Here is an 18,232-nt window from a genome sequence, read left to right as displayed (position 1 = left end):
CCTCTGGAGTCCCCTCATGTCCGTAGCAACTCTTCCCGGCACTGCCGCGCCCTCCATATGGGGCGCGGCGTATGACGTCGACGCTCGCCGACCTCGATCCCTTCAAGCGCAGCTCGGGGCGTCCGACACGGTGTGCGGCCGTCGGGCCGCCTACATCCTGCACGGGGTCGCCCCGACCGATCAGTCCGACAAGCGTGCCGCGATCCTCGGCACGTACATCCACCACGGCCTCCTGGAGTCGGCCCGCACCGAGTACGGGTGGCTCGTCGAGCGCAGCATCCAAGACGGCCGTATCCGTGGGCACATCGACGTCGTGCAGCTCGACGCGGCGACCGCTGCGCGGCTGCCCGCCCGTCACCGGCCCGCGGTCGCAGCCGACGTGCTCACCGTGGAGGACGTCAAGACCAAGTCGACCTACCTGTGGGACTACGTCCGCCGTTATGGGGCCACGGCCGCTGAACTGAGGCAGGTCTTCCTGTACGCCGGCGCGCTCTCCGAGGTGGGCTTCGAGGACGTTCCGGGGCAGCGGTACCTCGCCCGCCTGGGCCCCCTGGAGATCGGCCGCATCCGCTTCCGCTTCATCAACCGCGACTCCGGCGCTGAGCACGTCCAGGAGGTCGACTTCGACCCCCAGCGGGCGGCGGAGGCCGGATGGTGGGTGGAGCGTGTACGGGAGACCACCGACCCGGAGCAGATGCCGCGCGACTTCAACGGGCCGGGCCTGGACGCCATCTGTGACTACTGCCCCTTCCGGTCCCTGTGCTGGCCGGAAGTCGAACCGGGCGCACCGGAGCAGACGGCGCTCATCCACTCCGACGCCGACCGGGAGCAGGCCCTGATCGACTACGTGAAGGGCCACGAGCTCTCGGCGGAGGGGGATCGGATAAAGAAGTTCGCGCGCAAGAAGCTCGACCGCTCCCCGGAAGGGGTCTACGGGCCCAACCGGCTGTCCTGGCGCGGCGGCAACGACGGCGAAGAAGACGACCTGGAGGCCATGGTCGACCTGCACGAGCTCGCGGGCCTGCCGGTGCCGATGGCTCCGGACACCAACCGCATGATCAAGAACCTCAACGCGGCTGGACTGCCTGCGCCTCGGCGGAAGACGGGGAGGAAGACGCCCCGGGTCATCAACGTCGGGCCCGCCTGACGTACGACCACTGCCTCTTGAGCCCCGCCCGGCATCGACCGGGCGGGGCAACCCGTCCTGCCTGCACCGTCCGAGGAAAGCCGTGCCGTGTCCATCCAGCTGATGATTGTTGCGTCCTACCTACCACCCGAAGAAGTCAACCAAGGGCAGAAGCTCGCCCTTATGAAGATCGCGGACTCCGCTGACGACGAGACGCGTCTCTCGCGTCCCGGCCTGACGCGCCTTGCGGCATGGGTCGGCGTGACCGACAAGCGTGCCATCACCATCGTGACCGAACTGATCGCCAAGGGGCTGGTCGAGCGCGTGGAGACCGGCAAGGTCAATCGCGCTGCGGTCTACCGCGTCTTCCCGCTCGGCGTGCCACCCATCCCAACTACGCCTGAGCTCAAGGCGGCTGCCGAGGCGCGCAAGGCGGCCCCGAAGAATCCGCGCATGGCTCGCTCCGGGGTGGCACGCTCGGCTCCGGCCAAGCCGGCCATGACCTACCGGGATGTTGAGAAGCGGGAGGCTGAGCGGCGCCAGAGAACCGTATCTGCGCAGGTGGAGCCAGGGTTCCATGGGGGGAACCCTGGTGAAGAGGCAGGGTTCCACGGGGGGAACCCAGATGCTCAAGAGGGCAGGGTTCCACCGGGGGAACCCGATGAGTTCCACGGAGGGAACCCACTGGGTTCCACGGGGGGAACCCCTTCCTTGCCTGGTTCTTCCTCTGTTCTTCCTTTCCCCCCTACCCCCACGGCTGACGCCGTAGGGGAGCCTGCTGCGCCCGCGACTGACACCCCGGCACGGGACTGCGAAGGGCTCCAGGAGGGCTGCGAGAGGCACAGGGGGCGCCCCGCTGCCTCCTGTCGCGGCTGCGGTACCAATCCGCGCGCAGGGCGGGCGCGGGAGCAGGAGAGGGTCAAGGAAGAGGAGCGGCAGGCGACCGGCCGCTTCTGGGAGGAGTGGAGGGACGGGGCCGCCAGCCGACTCGAACAGGTCGAGGAGCAGGCGGAGACGGCGGCGCAGGCGCGCGAGGCTGCGCGTGCCGCCGTACGCAGTTTCAAGGAGCTCGGACACCAGAGGCAGTAGCCCGAAGAATTCCGCCAGAAATATGGACATCCCGCCAAATGCATATAGAATAGAAGTAGATGGAGGGGGGACCCCTCCATAACTGAAAGGACGACATGATCCAGCTGCCCACCCTCCGCCCGGAGGTCCACGGGGTCCTGGTCCTCGACGACAGCGCCTCCGCCCGTGCTCGCCTGTGCGCGCTTGCGGACCTGTATCGCGAGGACCCTGAGGGTGTCGGTGACGCCCTCATCCTCATCGCCGACCTCGGCGAGGCGGCGGAGGAGGCCCGACGCTCCAGCGGCTGCGGCTGCATCGGGCACGCCCGGGACGAGGTCGTCGACGACCTCCTCGCCGACATGGGGGGAGCGCGAATCCCCCTGGACCCGCGCATCAATCACCACGCCCTGATGCAGGCCCGACGGCTCGCCGCCGCAGCGCAGTCGATCGCGGACACCGCCAGGGCTCGCGCCGACGAACTCGCCTCGCTGACCGCCCTGGAGCGCCAGGTGCGCGAGGAAGCCCGGCGGCCTGCCTCGTCGTAATCCCCGGCATCAACTCGTTCAAAGTAGATCCCAACTCTGTACTGTTGGACTCAGACCTCTTGGAGAGACCGTGATCGACAGCCCCCTGACCGCGCCCCCGCCCGCGCACGGCAACACCGTGGACCCGCAGTGGCTGCGGCTGTGGAACGCCTACGAGCCGGTGATCGGTGGCCTGCGGCGCATCCCGCTGCCCACCGACGTCGAGATCAACGGCGGAGAGTTCGGCATCACCGCTGAGCTGACCGACGGCTCGCACCTGTGGATCGCCTCGACCGGCGCCCTTCCCCTGGACCCGTCCGAGGTCGAGGGCTTCCACGCCCGACGGGCTCACTCGGACAATCCGACGGTCGACGAGCTGGTCTACGACTCGACCCCGGACGGGGCCCAGTCCGAGTACGGCAACAACATCGTGCCGCTGCTCACCGCGATCACCACGTACATCACCGAACGCCACCTCGCGCCGTCGATCACCGACCTGTTCTCCATCCGGACAGTCGGCGTGACCGCCAAGCGCCGCCCGCTCGCCATGCAGAGCCGAGACCTCTTCACCAGCCGAGAGGCGGCGGTCAAGGAGTACGGCCACACCACCCACCGCATCGAGCATGAGGCGGGTTGGCGCCTCATTTACCGGGACGACGCCGCTTGGCCGGTCTCCGTCTGGGACGCGGGCGGCGACGTGATCACCCTCTTCGTCGCGTCCGAGGGGCAGGCGTTGGCCTGATGAACCGACCCGAACCGCAAGGGGCCACGCAGGCCGGGGAGGCTGGTCAGTCGGAACCCTGCCGCTGCTTCTTCGCCCATCCGCAGAGCAACAGCCAGCGAGCGGAGATCACTTCCGCGCTTCGTGTGGCGCGCCACGCCGGCGACGCCGTCGGCATGGTGATCGGTCTCGCCCAGCTGACGCAGCCCTGCCCGGCCTCCGCCGCGAAGGAGGCCCGGTGACCGTCTTATACGGGCTGCTCGCGTTCGGCATCGGCACCGCCGCCGGTCTGGCCGTGCTCGTCGTCGACGAGCTCCGGCGAGAGGCCCGCAGCCGCATCCCGCGCTGCATGACCTGCGGCGATCTGCACCACCGCCACGCCGCCCACCGCTGATCACCTCGCCGTCCGGCTTCTGCAAGCCGGACGGCTCCCACCCTCTTGGAGACATGCATGGGATACGACATCTACATCCAGGGCCGCGACGGCAAGCCTCTTCCGGGCTCGGAGAACTACCAGCGGTTCAGCTTTTTCGACATGCCGAGCGTCTTGGACGCGATGTTCAGCTTCGGGATGACCACGGAGGTGGCCCTGCCCACGTTCCCGCCGCTCGCCGACTTCGGGCTGACGCGCGAGGACTTTCGGAACAGGACCGAGAGCGACCCGAAGGTGAAGGAGCGCATCGCCGCCTACGACGCTGCCTACCGGGCGACCTTGGACATCGCCGAGCCGGAGCCCGCCGGCATCCCCGAGTGCAAGCTCAAGTACAACGACGGCTTCCTCGTCACCGTCGCCGAGATCGCCGCCGCCCTGAACCGCTACGACGCCCACCCGGGCGTGGACAACGCGGAGAGTCCCGTCGGTGATCCGTCGTGGCGGAACTGGACCGCCCTCCTGCGCCGCGCCAGGACGTACGGCGGCCTGCGCACCCACTGACCCTCGCCCTGCCCGGCCCCGCCACCAGCGGGGCCGGGCCCCGGCACGACCTCTTGGAGAACAACCACCATGGCAACAGTCATCGACCTGCTGTGCGGCGCGGGAGGCAGCAGCACGGGTCTCGTCGAGGCCGGACATGAACTCGTCCTCGGCATCAACCACTGGCGCGTCGCGATCGACACCCACGCCGCGAACCACCGAGACGCCGACCACGCGTGCATCGACATCAGCGGCTTCCCCATGCGACACCTGCCCAACGCCGACATCCTGTGGGCGTCCGTCATCTGCACCGAGATCAGTCCCGCCGGCGGCCGCCCGCGCCAGAGTAACCAGATAGACCTCCTCACCCTGGTCGACGAGAAGGAGGACTGGGAGGCGCTGACCAAGGACGCCTTCGAACGGACCCGGGTCACCGGCTGGTGCGTCGTACGAGCCGCCGAGGCCAAGAAGTTCAAGGTCATCGTCGTAGAGAACGTGGTCGAGTTCGGCCTCGACTGGATCCTGTTCCCCACGTGGATCCAGGCCATGGAACGCCTCGGCTACGACTACCAGATCACCTGCGTCAGCAGCGCCCACGTCGGCGACGAAACCAACCCCCGTGCCCCGCAGTGGCGCGACCGCATGTACGTCACCTTCACCCTCAAGACCATGCGGAAGCCTGACCTCGCGCCCCGGCCGCAGGCGTTCTGCGTGGAGTGCGACGAGGACGTCCACGCGGTGCAGTCCTGGCACGTCGAAGGCGTCCGGATCGGCAAGTACCGGCGGGACTACATCTACCGGTGCCCCCGCACCCGCTGCCGCCACGCCGTGGTTGAGCCCTACGTCCGCCCCGCCAGCGACGTCATCAACTGGTCCGACCTCGGTACCCGGATCGGCGACCGCAAGAAGCCCCTCGCCCCCACCACGATGGACCGGATCAACGCCGGACTCGTCAAGTTCCCCTACCAGCCCAGCTCCATCACCCTCACCCACGGCAGGGACGGAGGCGACCGGGCATACGCCGTCGAGGACCGCCCCCTTCCCACCCGTACGGCCAAGCAGGGAGACGCCCTCCTCGTCCCCACCGGCGGCTCATGGAACACCGACGCCGCGCCGGTCGACGCACCGCTTCGCACCCGCACCACCCGCGAGAGCGAAGCCCTCGTCACCGTGGAGCCGTTCATCGTCGAGTACCGCAACCACTCCACCGCCAGCCCCGCCAGCGAACCCCTCGCCGGCGTCACGGCCCAGGGCAACCACCACGGCCTCGTCACCCACGGCGGCCGCGTGCCCGAGCAGGCCCGGAACACCCTCGTCATCCCCTACCGCAAGGCGGCGGTCAAGACGGCCGCCGAGCCCGTCCACACCCTGTCCACCCGCGACTCCGCCGCCCTCGTGCGCAGCGCCCCGGCCGTTGAGGACTGCTTCTTCCGGATGCTCAAGCCCCGCGAACAGCTCGAAGGGCAACGGTTCCCCGCCACCTACATCGTCTACGGCACCCAGGCCGAACAGACCATGCAGGCCGGGAACGCGGTCTCCGTCAACGTCGCGAGGTGGATCGGCAAGCAGCTGGAGGCCGTCCTGTGACCGGAACGCGCAACCTGCCCGACATTCACGTCACCGAGCACGCGCCCTGCTGGGGTGACGAGGACTTCGCTGTGGCCGACCACCGCTTCAAGAACTCCAAGGACCTCATCAAGCTGTGCGCCCCCGTCCTCTATGTCTGCGGCGGCTGCCCGTACCGCGCCGCGTGCATCCGACAGGTCCGGCCGGCCAAGAGCGAGTTCTCCGGCATCTGCGGCGGCCGGATCTGGCTCAACGGGGAGATCGTCCAGGCCCTGCCTGACGCCGATCCCGCCGAGTTGCCCCCGCCCGTCATCCGCAAGGCGTGCGGCACGGCAGCCGGATCGCGCGCGCACCGGCGAGCCGTCGAGCAGCAGTGCCCGCGCTGCCAGCCCTTCCATGCGCCCGCCGAGCAGCTCGAACTCCCCGCCTCAGCCTGACGCCCCGAGAGAAGACCTCCATGCTCCGAGATCGCGAGATGCGCGACCTTCTCGGCCCTGTGGCCGCCGTCGCGCTCATTGCTCAGCTCAACCCCGACTTGCCCGTGCCCAGCATCGAGTTCGCGCCCGTCTTCGAGGGCGGCCGCGAGCTCGGCATGGGCGTTCGTCTCCACCTCCACCAGCCCGGTGAGGGCGCCTACGAGCGGTGGGCGCACCTGATCGGAAGCGACGACCCCGACTCCCACACCAACTTCACGCCTACGGCCAGGGGAAACGTGGTCCGCCGCACCTTCGGCGCCTACGCGGACATCCCCGTCGAGGCCGTCGCCTACGTCCCGCCGACGCCGCCTCTCGCAGCCGGCCACCTGGTTCAAGCACGCGTCGAGCCGGCCGCCTGACTCCGCACCGCCAACACCCACAACAAGGAGCGCCATGAACAAGAACGACATCATCAAGGACGTCGCCGCCACGCTCGGATCCAACCGTCTGGCCAAGGAGGCCGTCGAGGCGGTCTTCGACTCCATCGTGCGCGCGGTGGTCGAGGGGAAGAGGGTCCGAGTGACCGGCTTCGGTTCCCTCAGCCGCGTGGAGCGTTCGGCCCGCCTCGCACACAACCCCCGAACGGGGGAGCGGTTCAGGAAGGAGGCGTCGCACGCCATCCGTTTCCGCCCGGGTGTCTCCTTCAAGGCTCTCGTCGACGGCCACATGCAGCTCCCGGCGGACGGCAGCGCCATCAGGAAGGCTCCGAAGACCCCCCGCCCCTGACCCGCGCGCTTCGCCGCCCCGGGTGCACCCCGGGGCGGCGCCCGAGCGTGAGCACCGCAACTCCCGAAAGCAGAGGAACGCAAAGTGCACGAGCATGAAGAGGGGTTGGACCGGACATGAGCGCCACCTACACCGATGACGGACTCCGTCACGACGTCGCCGACCCGGAGGCGTGGAGCGTGCGGATCTGCCTGGAACGCTGCGCGACGTGCATCTTTCGGCCCGGCAACCTCATGCGCCTGGAGGCGGGCCGGGTAAAGGGCATGGTCGACCAGGCCGTCGCCGACCGCGGGCACATCGTCTGCCACGCCACCCTCGGCACCGACACGCCCGCGATCTGTGCGGGCTTCGAGGTCCACCCCGTGGGACGCCGCCACTCTCTGGCGCTGCGTCTGGCCCGAGCCGGGGTACTCCGGATCGTCCGTATCCGGCCGGACCTCAGGAGCGGGACGTGAACGGCGGCCACATCCTCCAAAACCGCGTCTTCGCGGCCTGTCACCCGGAAGACACCACGCGACTGCGAGTCGTTCAGTATCAGCCGGAGGACATCCGCGCCCTGGTTGCCGACGCCGAGAGCGGTCTCCGCCGGCGCCTCATCCGGGTTTCCAGCCTGCACGCCTCGCCGTTCACCACGACGGGCAGCCGCCGACGGAGCGGCTATGCGCCAGAAGACGTGGTGGGGAGCGACGCTCCGGCGGCGGACCCGCCGCAGCAGCCGGTCGCCGGCGAGGTCGACTGGTTCGAGGGCCTGCCGGGGCGCAGGTTCAGGGTCGCGCTGCCTCCCCGGCTGATCCTGCTCAACGCCAACGAGCGCCCCCACCACCACCGCAGAGCCGAGATCACCAGGGTGCTGAGGCGGGCCGCCGCGGTTGCCTCGCGCCACATTCCGCATCTGGAACGGGCACACATCATCGGCGTCCTGCACCCTGCCACCCGAGGCCGCCGGGACCCGGCCAACTGGTACCCGAGCTTCAAGGCGGTCACTGACGGGCTCGTCGACCAAGGTGTCCTGGACGACGACGACCACACGCGGGTCATCGGGCCGGACATGAGGCTCGGCCACGCCGTAGCGGGGGCGCGCCTCGTGCTGCACATCCGGGCCCTGGACGCGCTCAACTTGCCGTCTGAGCAGGGAAATTAAGGCGCGCGGCGATAGAGAAAATCCACCGAAAATATTGCCAACCCCCCTAATGCATATAGAATAGAAGCAGAAGGAGGGGGACCCCCCTCCGATCCCCGCCCGGCGGCCGGTGGCACACGACCCGGCCGCCGGGCGGACCTACGCCTAGGAGGCAGAAGGTGTACGTACCGCCGCCCGACCCGTGCGCCGAGCGGGACCGCCAAGTCTGCAAGGCCACCCGCAAGCTCGCCCTCGCCGTGCTGCGCCGCCTGGCCCGGACCACGGCAGACATTGAGCCGCGCATCAGGACGATCGTCGCCACCCAGTCGGGTGCCCCGTGGGAGTACGACCTGTGGCGTCTCCACGCCGATGACGGGCGCCTGCTCACCCAGTTCAACCTGCTCGACCGGCCGGGAGCCGCCTGGGGCAAGGTCATCGCCGACGTGTCGTACCTCATCCGGCTGGCCGACCTGCGCACCCACCCGCCCGGCTACTACTACGTCCACCCGCAGCCCGACTCGCGCGACTACGCCATCCTCCTGCCCACCGGCCCCTGTGGCCCCGCCCCCCGAACGATCGGAACCCTCACATGACCGCCCCCGCCCTCCTCCTCTGGCCTGACGGCCGGATCATGCCGATCCACTTCAACCCGCACCGAGGCGTCCTGCAGCGGGACATCGACCTCTACGTCGAAGGTGCCCGCCCTCACCCCCTCGGCCGGAACGTGGTCATGCACGCCGCGGCCGGTCAGGGCACCCTCAACGAGGCTGCCCGCGGCGCATGGGTGAGCATCGCCGGCGGAAGCCGCGCGCCCGTCCTGCGTGGCCCGGTCGTGCTCACCGGTCCCGCCAGCCGCAGCGGTGACTTCACGCCGTTGCCCACGTCGAGCGTGGAAGCCGTTCGATGGATCTCCGGCATGCTGGAGGGCACTTCATTCAAGGTGCCGTTCGAGGCGAGCGCGGCCCAGTCGCACGGCGACCAGACCTACCAGTGCGACGCCTACGCGGTCAGGCGCAACCGGAGGACCGGCCGCTCGGCCTTCGTCGTGCTCGGCGGCGTCGGCGACACGCCGGATGTCCAGCGGTTCACCCAGCGGTTCGCCCCGAGAATTGCCCATGACGCCACCCTCCACGGCGACCCTGTTCGCGCCCTTCGCTCCGCGAGGGCCGCTGCCAAAATCGCCTACCGCGCGGCGGCGCACCCCGAGGAGCCGTCAGGCCCCACGGCGACCGCCGTCGTCGCGGTTCTCGACTCCCGTTACCCGCTCGTGCGCATCGCCTGGTGCGGAGACGCGCGGGCCTACCGCCTCGGCTCCATCGGCACCGCCGTCAAGCTCACCGAAGACCACACGCGCGCCGAACAGCTCCATCGTCACGGCCTTGCTGTCGATAGGCGCCTCGCCCTCGCCTCCGGCGTCACTATGGGGCGGATCTCCCAGCGCCTGGTCGAGCGCCGGCATGTCCGCCGGATCCTCCTGGCCAGCAGTGGCGCCTACGCGCCGCTGGAGAAGTGGGACCGGCTGAGCGCCATTCTGAGTACCGCCGACAGGCCCAAGGAAGCGGCCGCGCAGTGCGTACGCGAGGCGGACCGAGGGGGGAGCGGGGGTGGCGCTTCGGGCAATGCCACCGCGCTTGTCCTCGACCTCCTTCTCTGACCCACCCCCGTTCGCTCATCCATGAGCGCCGACCCCTGCCCAGAATGCACATAGAAAGACAGCATCGGGTCGGCGCTCCCCACTCAACCGGAGACCCACATGCCCAAGCCCCCGAAGACCCCCGCCTTCAACACCCCCGAGCACCACCTCGGAGCCATGACCCTGGTCCTGCTCACCCGCGCCCCCGACGACACCACCCTGCGAGCCGCCGCCGGCCTCGTCGACAGCGCCAGCGTGGCCGCCTGGGCCCTGCGCACGGACCCCCTCGAGGCGCTGACCCAGGAGCAGTACCGCCAGCTCCTCGACTACGCCGCGGCCCCCCACGTCCTCGACCTCGCCCTCTACCTCGGCGGCGACCGCAAGCAGATCCGCACCCTCATGGACCACATCGCCACCGAGCTCAACGACCTCCTGGCCCACTACCCCGCGCCCGAAGCCCGCAACTCGCCCGACCAGCCCACCGAATAGAGCAGGAGAACGACATGCACGACACCTCGCTCCGCGTCCTCGCCCAGCCGACGATCAGCCGCTTCGGCGTCAGCCCCGCCGCCGCCACGTACGCCGTCCGCCGCGCCCTGAACCAGTTCCAGGCCGAGTCCTACGACCCGGCCATCGCCCAAGCGGGACGCACCCCGGCCGAGTACCTCGCTGGCGCGCTCTCCGGCCCCCGCTTCACGGCCACCGTCCACTCCATCGCGCTCGCGGCCGATGGGCGCGAGGTCGACGCCCGGCTGTTCTGGGAGGCCCACCGCCAGCGTGAGATCGACGCCGTGCAGCAGGCGCACCTCGCCGTACCGACCACCGCCCTCCTCGGCAGCCTTGAGGCCATCCACAGGGTGGGGGAGTCGCTCGGCCTCGGCGCGGCGCGGACTGAGGAACTGACCGCAGGCATCGTCCTCATGATCGCCGCCGGCTACCCGCACCGACCGCGTGAGCTGGAACACCTCACCCTCACGGACTGCCTCACCCAAATCGGCGCCGAAGACCTGCGCGTCTACCTCGCGCACGCCGCCCTCATCGCGGGTGGACACAGCGCCGTAGCCGACGTGCTCCAGCGAGCCGTGTTGAACCAGGCCCGCTGAACTGCCCCACCGCGCTCACCCGCACCTGCGGGTGGGCGCGGCTAAAACTCGCACGCCGTTCCTGACTTGGAGAACGACATGAACCAGCTCGACCTCTTCGCCGCCAACGCGGACGAGCCGCCCGCCCCGAGCGCACCTGCGCCCCCTCCGCGCCGCTACCTCGCCGACCTCCCGCCCGCGCCAACCCCCGAGCCGGCGGTCCGCGCCCTGCGCAGCGTCGCCGCGCCCGCGCCTCCCGCCAAGCGCGCGCTGAACCGCTACCGCCCCTCGACGCGCGACCCCCACGAGCACGCCTTCGTGATCGCGGAGGCCGTCAGCTATGCCTGGCACCACGCCCAGGGTGGCGAGGACATCGCCGTGCCGATCGGAACCGTCGCCACCCTCGCCCTGTGGCCGCTCCGCGGCCCCGACGCCTACATCGGCGCCGACTGGTGGCTCAGCCTCAGCGACACGGACCTGATGACCGCCTTCCGTGAGTGCTGGGCCCGCTGGTGGATCAGCCGCCCCGACCTCATCGACCGCGCCGCCCCGCTGCACAAGTGGCTCGACGACGAGGAGCCCCCCGCCAGGCGGGCGCCCGCAGTGCGCGCAGTCGTCGAGGCCGCGCTTACCTGCGGGCTCCTCCACCGCACGAGCAGCGCCGACGCCTACGTCCGCTCGGAGGCGGACATCGTGGGTGCACTCCTGGCGATCCTCCGGTCCAAGGGCAGTCACGACGCGCTCGCGGAGATCCACACGCCGCCGGGCATTGCCGAGCTGATGGCCCGCATGCTCTTCGACGGGCCACTGGAGCCGGGCATGAAGTTCGACGACCCGGCGGGCGGAACCGGCGGGCTCTACCGGCCCGCGGTGCAGGTCATGCGCGAAAGGGGCATCAACCCCCACGACTTCGGCTGGTCGCTCACGGACATCGACCCCCTCGCCGCCGCCGGAGCCGCCGTCAACGCCATCCTGTGGGACCTGGGCCCGCACGTCCTGATCGCCTGCGGCGACACCCTCCACGACGGCAACCTGCCGGCCAAGGCCGTACAGGAGGCGCTGGAGTCGATCGAGCGCCGAGACCGCATGCACGCGCAGGCCGTCATGCTCGCTGCGATACGCAAGGTCGAGACGCTCCTCGATGGAAAGGCCGCCTGACCTGCGGAAATCTCGCGGAGAATTCTTGACCCTACCCCAAATGCATATAGAATAAAAGCATGAGGGGAGGGTCCTCTCCACGCCGATTCGATCGGAGAACGCCATGACCTACAGCAGGGGCGACCGCATCTCCCTCGTCCACACCACCGACCAGTACACCGACCTCAAGCCCGGCGACCAGGGCACGGTCACCAGCTACAACGCCACCCTCGCCCAGCTCAACATCACCTGGGACAGCGGCTCCCGGCTCTCCATGCTCCTCGATGACGGCGACGAGATACGCCTCGCCTGAACGCACCTAGCCATCCCGGCCCCGCCCTTCAAGGGCGGGGCCGCAGTCTCACCAGCAGACCTCTTGGAGAACGTCCATGCTGATCACCGACGCCGCAGTTCAAGAAGCGGCGCTCGCCCTCACCGAACACCTCGACGGCGACTGGGTGCTCGACCCGGAAGCACCCGCCGACGGCGCGGCCCACCTCCTCCACCGCGACGGCCGGGGCATCAGCTTCCGTCCCGTCTTCGGTGGCACCACGGCGCAGATCTGGATCACCGGCGCCGCTGCCCCCTCCATGCCGGCCGACGCCACCGCGGCCGAGCGGGACGCCCATGAGGCGCAGCTCGCCGTCCGCCTCGCCGAAGGGCACCGCTACAACCGGGCCATTTCCCTCCTCAGCGACGACGACGAAGACCCCGCCGACCTCATCCTGATCACCGTCGAGAACCACCTTCTTCCCGCCTTCACCCTCAAGCCCCGCTACGTCGGACACCGCCCCTGGGCCGACCTCGTTGCCGAGGTCCTCAACGAGGCCCGAGATGAGACCACCCCCGTCGGCACGTCCCTCCGGGACTGCGGCCCCGAGGCGCACACCCGCATGCCCGACCAGCAGGCCGAACCCGAGAGCGAGCCGACTCCCGCCCCCCACCCGGAAGCCGGCGACGACTCGGTATCCACCTCCGACGCCCCAGCCCCCCAGGGCGATGAAGAGACCGATCCCGCGGGGCCCGACGAGCCGCAGGAGACCGTGGAGGCGTCCACGGCCATCGACGCCCAAGAACCGGAGGGCGAAGAGGCGCCAAGCAGTAGCGCCGCACCCTCCCCGGTCGACGGCGCCGGTACGGCGACCCCCGCCCGCCGACCGGCCGCGAAGCGCCGCCCGCGCAACCGCGCCTCCGACAAGAAGCCCCGCCCGACGACCACCCCCTGACCGGAACCGACCAAGGGGCGCGGCCGCGACCTGTGCCGCGCCCCTGCGGAGACCCATGACCGACACCACCGGAGCCATCGCCCGCCAAGGCCACATGCTCTCCCTGCGCTACGCCGAGCGAGAGACCATCCGGCGGGCCTGGTACATCAGCTACGGAGACCCCGGGTTCACCGGGCTCTTCGGAGCCCCGCCCCCGCCCGCCGCCCGCCACACCGCCACCTCCCTGACCCGCGCCGTAGCTGACGCCCGGTGGCAATACCGAGGCGCCTGCCTCGCCTGCCCCTGGGAAGGCCCGGAGCGCCCGCGGCGTGACAACGCGATCGAAGACGCCCACGACCACACCCACCCCGGATGGCGCGACCTCCCGATCTTCGAAAGGGCGCGAACGGGCAAGGCCGCGAAGACCTGGGCGACCCACACCAGGGCTGTCTACCCAGATGGATGGTTCGAAGCCGGCGGTCCACTGCGGCTCTACATCGACCCGCCGTTCGACAGCCACGAGGCCGGAGGAGCCCCCGGCGGAGGGTTCATCCTCTACACCGCGAGCCGCAAGAGACCTCGGCTGGAGAACGTGCAGCTCCTCTTGGTGTAGGAGGTCGAGCCCGATAACCTGACGGCAGACGTAGGGCCGACGAAACGGCCATGAGGCTCCGCCCCCAGCACGGGGGCGGAGCCTCTGCGCGTTGGAATGTGAATCCGTCGCCCGCGAGTCCGAAGCCCTCTGCTGAGCTGGCGCGACGCTCGGGCGGCCCGCCGAGTAGCCCCGGATGGGACAGGGTTTGGACGGCGTTTGGACACAAGGACAGGAAAGGACTGACAAGGGTAGGGAAGAGGGGGACCCCTTCACCCTGCTTGACCAGGCAATACGTCAATCCTGGGCATCAAAAACCAAGGGCCGCCAAGATCCCCAAAGGACTCATAATCCGTCGGCCGTGGGTTCGAGTCCCACCCGCCCCACCATAGAAAAACGTTCTGACCTGCGAAAACGCCCCGAGAGGGGTGCTTTCGCGTGTGGCGATCGCCTCGCGTTGGTGTGGCGAAACGGGCGCCCGTGGTCTGCTGGGCCAGGCCTCGACCTTCTTGACCTGGGGTTTCAGGTGGAACGTGGGTGTGAACCCACGACGATGATCCCACGGCGATCCCACGACCCCCGCGTGTGACACGCCGCACACTGCGCTGAATTCTGTGCCCTGCTGACGCCGCTCGCGCCATCGATTAATTGGCCGGTCGACTGCGCACAGCAGCAGATCGAACGCCTCGGCGGCCGCACCGAACCCATCCGCCTTTCCGGCCACACCACCACCGTCGACACGGCGACGGGTGAGGTATTGCGCTCCTACACCTCCTCCGAGGAGCACGCGGGCAGCCTGCTCACCGCGTGTGGGAACCGCCGTGCCTCCCGCTGCCCGGCCTGCTCCCGCCTCTACGCCGCCGACACCTACCACCTCATCCGCGCCGGCCCGTCCGGCGGCAAGACCGTGCCCGACACGGTCCGCGCCCACCCCCGCGTCTTCGTCACCCTCACCCCGCCGTCCTTCGGCCCCGTCCACAACCGCCTCAGCATCCCCGGCGGCGACATCCGGCCCTGCCGTTGCCGCAAGCTCCACGACCCCACGGACGCCCTGATCGGGACGCCGCTCAACCCCGGGACGTACGACTATGCGGGCGCGGTCCTGTTCAACGCCCACGCCTCCCTGTGGGCCCGCTTCACCACCTACCTGCGCCGCGAGATCGCCGCCCAGCTCGGCATGACCCAGAAAGCCGCCCACGCGGTCCTACGGTCTCCTTCACCAAGTTCGCCGAGTACCAGCAGCGCGGCCTGGCCCACTTCCACCCCGTCATTCGGCTCGACGGCCCGGACGGCACCAGCCGCCGTACGCGCCGCCGCCGCGCGGGTCCGCGTCACGGTCGAGTCGGATGCGGTCGGGGAACGCGAACTTGGCTGGGGCGAACAGCTCGACGTGCGCGAGATCGCCTCCTTCGGCACTGACGCCGAATTCACCGACCAGGCCGTGGCCGCCTACGTGGCGAAGTGCGCCACCAAGTCCGCCGATGCCTCCGGGCACCCTCGACGGCTCCCTGTTCTGCCGTCCCTGCCAGGGATGCGGCGCCACCCTTCTGCCCCACGGAACGCCGCTCCCGTGCGCCGCCTGCGACGGCACCGGGCAGGCCCGCCCGCTGTCCCGGCTCCCCGTCGCCCGGCACGTCCGGCAGATGATCCGCACCTGCGGGGAGCTGGGCAGGCTGCCGGAGTTCGCCGATCTCAAGCTCTGGAAGTGGGCGCACATGCTCGGCTTCCGGGGCCACTTCTCCACCCAGTCCCGCCGCTACTCCACCACCCTGGGCGCGCTGGGCGATGCTTGCCGCGCCTGGCGCACCGAACAGGCCCGCGCCCACGCCGGGCTGCCCGAGTCCGACCCGACGACCACCCTCGTCATCAGCCGGTGGGAACTACCTCGGCTCGGGGTACAGCCACGGCGCGGCCCTGCTCGCGGCCGACGTGTGGCATCGCAGGAACTGGAACGGCAGTTCGCGGCCGAAGGGGGCCGTTGATGGCCTCACCCCCGCTTGCTGTCCTCCACGCGCAGACGGCACCGGTGCTGGAGCTGCTCACGGTGCCCCAGGTGATGGCCCGCCTCCAGCTCGGCCGCTCCGCCGTCTACGACCTGCTCCGCTCCGGCCAGCTCGCCTCGATCACCCTCGGCCGCGCCCGCCGCATCCCCACCCACGCCCTCACCGACTTCATTCGCACCCGACTCGAACAGGAGGCCGCCTGATGACCACACCCCGAGATGCCCCCGCCTCCCGGCGCGTCCGCGCCAACGGCGACGGAACCGTCTACCAGCGCAAGGACGGCCGCTGGGAAGCCGCCGGATACGTCCTCGCCCCCGGCAACACCCGCAAACGCGTCCGCGTCTACGGCATCACCCGCAAAGACGCCCTGGCCAAGCTCACCGAGAAGATCGCCGCCAGCAACCGCGGCCTCCCCATCGCCGCAGCCGACAGCACCGTGAGCGCCTATCTCGCGTACTGGCTGGACGGCGTCGCCGTTCACCACCTGCGGGAGAACACCCACACCCGCTACGCAGCCTCCATCCGTCTCCACCTCAATCCCGGCCTCGGCGTCAAGAAGCTTGCCCGGCTCACCACCCGCGACGTCCGCACCTTCCTCGACGGACTCCGCACCACCTGCCAGTGCTGAGCCCAGAAACGGGACTCCGTCCGGCGGTCCTGCTGCACCATCGGCCAGTGCTGCGGAAAGCGGCTCTCGCCGCTGACCGTGACGTACGTCCATGCGGTCCTCAAGTCCGCGCTGGAACACGCCGTCCGCGAGGACGAACTGCCGCGCAACGTCGCCCGGAACGTCAAGACGACCGCGCCCCGGCCCAGGCGCTTCCAGCCCCTCACCGCCGCCGAAGCCCGGCAGCTTCTCCATGCGGCCAACGGTGACCGGCTTCACGCCCTGTACGAACTCGCTCTGCGCACCGGGCTCCGCAAGGGCGAACTCCTCGGCCTTCACTGGGAAGACCTCGACCTCGACGGCGGCACCGCGACCATCCACCGTTCCCTCCAGCGCACCCGCAGCCAGGGCTTGACCGTCCTGAACACCAAGACCCTGGCCTCCGAACGCCGCATCGCCCTCCCCACCGAATGTCTCAGCTCCCTCAAGATCCACCAGGAACAGCAGCAGGAAGAGCGCCAGGCGGCCGGAACGAGCTGGACGGACAACGGGCTCGTCTTCACCACCCCGAAGGGCAGGCCGCTCGACCCCGCCAACCTCACCCGCCGCTTCCGCCGCCTCCTCCACAGCGCAGAACTTCGGACGATCCGCTTCCACGACCTCCGGCACTCGACCGCCACCCTGCTCCTGGAACAAGGCGTCGACCTCGTCGTCATCAAGGAACTCCTCGGCCACGCCCACATCGGCGTCACCGCCGGCGTCTACGCCCACGTCCGACTCCGCCTCCAGCGCCAGGCCATCGACACCCTCGGCAACGCCCTTCGCGTTGGCGTCGGCCCTGGCGACCCGCCGCCCAACGTGGCGCCTGTCCGCTGACGTTGCCGTCAGCGTTGCCGTCAAACGACACAGATGCCCCACCAGTGCTTACTGGTGGGGCATCTATTATTTCTCGCCGAAAACTTGAGAGTAATACTCGCGGAGAGTTCCTAGAATCCCACGATGGCGCTCGAAAGGAAACCCTCACGTTCACTTACAAGAGGCGAGGAAAGGAACCTTCAGATCCGAATAATCGAAACTACTCTGTCCCCCTGAGCGGGCCAAACTTCGAGGGGGCATGGTGATCGCCAAGATCCTCGTGCCAAGAGCATCGTCGCGCCAGAACATAGCCTTCTCCCCCGTTAAGGAGGTACAGCACCCCGGGGAGATCTGCCGCCAGTTGGTCACCCAAAAAGTGCCCCCTCTCCACACTGGTTGCCTCGCTGATTTCCAGGCGAGCGCAGTAGGGCTGCAGGTGCATCAGCTCAACCGCCGTGAAGAGAACATCGATCCGCGTCTCAAAGCCTTCCACGTTCACGCTGCGCAGGAGCAGCATGGAGTGGCTGACGGAGTACTGCCAAACTTGGAACTCGCGTTCCCACTCTGCGATCTTCGCCATGTCACCCTCCGGAAAGAAAACCAGGCTTGGGAACCTGCACTACGGACCCACCTCGATAGAATGTGATGCTATCCCATGAGCGATCACCAACTCGTACGGCCTTCCCCACGTGGTACATCTCCCGTTCCGTCGCAAACCAGTTACTCCCACTACCGTTGCGATAAGCGCTAGAGAACTGCTCGCCGGGATTAGCTCCGCGGAACCCAGGGGCATTGCGTAGTCGAGGTTGGTCGGGTTCGCCGGGTTCGTGCGTGACGTGACGTCATGTCCGGTGTGCGGTAAGGGAACTCGGACAGCA

General features: G+C 69.4%; 24 protein-coding genes and 2 pseudogenes. 25 read left to right on the top strand and 1 reads right to left on the bottom strand.

Annotated features, from left to right (window positions below):
• Nucleotides 1-16: 16 nt before the first annotated feature.
• The 25 genes and pseudogenes from ACWFR1_RS22955 to ACWFR1_RS22835 all read left to right on the top strand — a co-directional run bounded on the left by ACWFR1_RS22955 (nt 17) and on the right by ACWFR1_RS22835 (nt 17,375).
• Nucleotides 17-1,147 (top strand): PD-(D/E)XK nuclease family protein, encoded by a 1,131-nt coding sequence (locus ACWFR1_RS22955; RefSeq protein ID WP_453553990.1) that lies wholly within the window; start codon nt 17-19, stop codon nt 1,145-1,147.
• 87 nt (nt 1,148-1,234) lie between these two features.
• Nucleotides 1,235-2,215: a hypothetical protein gene (locus tag ACWFR1_RS22950; protein WP_453553988.1), complete on the top strand. Its 981-nt coding sequence runs from the start codon at nt 1,235-1,237 to the stop codon at nt 2,213-2,215.
• 95 nt (nt 2,216-2,310) lie between these two features.
• Nucleotides 2,311-2,739, top strand: a complete 429-nt coding sequence (locus tag ACWFR1_RS22945; RefSeq protein WP_453553986.1) for a hypothetical protein — start codon at nt 2,311-2,313, stop codon at nt 2,737-2,739.
• 70 nt (nt 2,740-2,809) lie between these two features.
• Complete coding sequence (locus tag ACWFR1_RS22940; RefSeq protein ID WP_453553984.1) at nt 2,810-3,460, top strand: hypothetical protein; 651 nt, start codon at nt 2,810-2,812, stop codon at nt 3,458-3,460.
• Nucleotides 3,460-3,681 (top strand): hypothetical protein, encoded by a 222-nt coding sequence (locus tag ACWFR1_RS22935; protein WP_453553982.1) that lies wholly within the window; start codon nt 3,460-3,462, stop codon nt 3,679-3,681. The genes ACWFR1_RS22940 and ACWFR1_RS22935 overlap by 1 nt, the downstream gene beginning before the upstream one ends.
• Complete coding sequence (locus ACWFR1_RS22930) at nt 3,678-3,833, top strand: hypothetical protein (RefSeq protein ID WP_453553980.1); 156 nt, start codon at nt 3,678-3,680, stop codon at nt 3,831-3,833. Before ACWFR1_RS22935 ends, ACWFR1_RS22930 begins: the two co-directional genes overlap by 4 nt.
• A gap of 57 nt (nt 3,834-3,890) precedes the next feature.
• Nucleotides 3,891-4,373, top strand: coding sequence for a hypothetical protein (locus ACWFR1_RS22925; protein ID WP_453553978.1), 483 nt, complete (start codon nt 3,891-3,893; stop codon nt 4,371-4,373).
• 69 nt (nt 4,374-4,442) lie between these two features.
• Nucleotides 4,443-5,939 carry a DNA cytosine methyltransferase gene (locus tag ACWFR1_RS22920; RefSeq protein ID WP_453553976.1) on the top strand — a complete coding sequence of 499 codons (1,497 nt, stop codon included), beginning with the start codon at nt 4,443-4,445 and terminating at the stop codon, nt 5,937-5,939.
• A complete protein-coding gene (locus ACWFR1_RS22915) occupies nt 5,936-6,355 on the top strand; it encodes a hypothetical protein (RefSeq protein ID WP_453553974.1) in 420 nt (139 codons plus the stop codon). The genes ACWFR1_RS22920 and ACWFR1_RS22915 overlap by 4 nt, the downstream gene beginning before the upstream one ends.
• A gap of 20 nt (nt 6,356-6,375) precedes the next feature.
• Nucleotides 6,376-6,753: a hypothetical protein gene (locus tag ACWFR1_RS22910; protein WP_453553972.1), complete on the top strand. Its 378-nt coding sequence runs from the start codon at nt 6,376-6,378 to the stop codon at nt 6,751-6,753.
• 34 nt (nt 6,754-6,787) lie between these two features.
• Complete coding sequence (locus tag ACWFR1_RS22905; protein WP_453553970.1) at nt 6,788-7,120, top strand: HU family DNA-binding protein; 333 nt, start codon at nt 6,788-6,790, stop codon at nt 7,118-7,120.
• Between the two features lie 116 nt (nt 7,121-7,236).
• Nucleotides 7,237-7,575: a hypothetical protein gene (locus tag ACWFR1_RS22900; protein ID WP_453553968.1), complete on the top strand. Its 339-nt coding sequence runs from the start codon at nt 7,237-7,239 to the stop codon at nt 7,573-7,575.
• Nucleotides 7,572-8,261: a hypothetical protein gene (locus tag ACWFR1_RS22895; protein WP_453553966.1), complete on the top strand. Its 690-nt coding sequence runs from the start codon at nt 7,572-7,574 to the stop codon at nt 8,259-8,261. The genes ACWFR1_RS22900 and ACWFR1_RS22895 overlap by 4 nt, the downstream gene beginning before the upstream one ends.
• Nucleotides 8,262-8,419: 158 nt before the next feature.
• A complete protein-coding gene (locus tag ACWFR1_RS22890; protein WP_453553964.1) occupies nt 8,420-8,833 on the top strand; it encodes a hypothetical protein in 414 nt (137 codons plus the stop codon).
• Nucleotides 8,830-9,894 carry a hypothetical protein gene (locus ACWFR1_RS22885; protein WP_453553962.1) on the top strand — a complete coding sequence of 355 codons (1,065 nt, stop codon included), beginning with the start codon at nt 8,830-8,832 and terminating at the stop codon, nt 9,892-9,894. Before ACWFR1_RS22890 ends, ACWFR1_RS22885 begins: the two co-directional genes overlap by 4 nt.
• A 99-nt stretch (nt 9,895-9,993) precedes the next feature.
• Nucleotides 9,994-10,362 carry a hypothetical protein gene (locus ACWFR1_RS22880; protein WP_453553960.1) on the top strand — a complete coding sequence of 123 codons (369 nt, stop codon included), beginning with the start codon at nt 9,994-9,996 and terminating at the stop codon, nt 10,360-10,362.
• Nucleotides 10,363-10,376: 14 nt separating this feature from the next.
• Complete coding sequence (locus ACWFR1_RS22875) at nt 10,377-10,976, top strand: hypothetical protein (protein ID WP_453553958.1); 600 nt, start codon at nt 10,377-10,379, stop codon at nt 10,974-10,976.
• A 78-nt stretch (nt 10,977-11,054) separates the two neighbouring features.
• Complete coding sequence (locus ACWFR1_RS22870; RefSeq protein ID WP_453553956.1) at nt 11,055-12,113, top strand: N-6 DNA methylase; 1,059 nt, start codon at nt 11,055-11,057, stop codon at nt 12,111-12,113.
• Nucleotides 12,114-12,216: 103 nt separating this feature from the next.
• Nucleotides 12,217-12,405, top strand: a complete 189-nt coding sequence (locus ACWFR1_RS22865; protein ID WP_453553954.1) for a DUF4314 domain-containing protein — start codon at nt 12,217-12,219, stop codon at nt 12,403-12,405.
• Nucleotides 12,406-12,481: 76 nt separating this feature from the next.
• Complete coding sequence (locus ACWFR1_RS22860) at nt 12,482-13,318, top strand: hypothetical protein (RefSeq protein ID WP_453553952.1); 837 nt, start codon at nt 12,482-12,484, stop codon at nt 13,316-13,318.
• A 55-nt stretch (nt 13,319-13,373) separates the two neighbouring features.
• Nucleotides 13,374-13,910 carry a DUF6349 family protein gene (locus tag ACWFR1_RS22855; RefSeq protein ID WP_453553950.1) on the top strand — a complete coding sequence of 179 codons (537 nt, stop codon included), beginning with the start codon at nt 13,374-13,376 and terminating at the stop codon, nt 13,908-13,910.
• A 786-nt stretch (nt 13,911-14,696) separates the two neighbouring features.
• Nucleotides 14,697-15,149, top strand: a pseudogene (locus ACWFR1_RS22850) (hypothetical protein); the annotation flags it as partial.
• 221 nt (nt 15,150-15,370) lie between these two features.
• Nucleotides 15,371-15,871 (top strand): replication initiator, encoded by a 501-nt coding sequence (locus ACWFR1_RS22845; protein ID WP_453554106.1) that lies wholly within the window; start codon nt 15,371-15,373, stop codon nt 15,869-15,871.
• Nucleotides 15,871-16,095 (top strand): helix-turn-helix domain-containing protein, encoded by a 225-nt coding sequence (locus ACWFR1_RS22840; RefSeq protein WP_453553948.1) that lies wholly within the window; start codon nt 15,871-15,873, stop codon nt 16,093-16,095. Before ACWFR1_RS22845 ends, ACWFR1_RS22840 begins: the two co-directional genes overlap by 1 nt.
• A pseudogene (locus ACWFR1_RS22835) lies at nt 16,095-17,375 on the top strand (tyrosine-type recombinase/integrase). Before ACWFR1_RS22840 ends, ACWFR1_RS22835 begins: the two are co-directional and overlap by 1 nt.
• Nucleotides 17,376-17,574: 199 nt before the next feature.
• On the opposite strand, the gene ACWFR1_RS22830 reads toward ACWFR1_RS22835, so the two are convergent.
• Nucleotides 17,575-17,934: a hypothetical protein gene (locus tag ACWFR1_RS22830; RefSeq protein ID WP_453553946.1), complete on the bottom strand. Its 360-nt coding sequence runs from the start codon at nt 17,932-17,934 to the stop codon at nt 17,575-17,577.
• Between the last annotated feature and the right edge of the window lie 298 nt (nt 17,935-18,232).

It is taken from the genome of Streptomyces sp. NPDC055103 (genome assembly GCF_053607625.1).
Note: the sequence above shows the minus strand (reverse complement) of the source record. Positions and strands in the feature narration are given on the sequence as shown.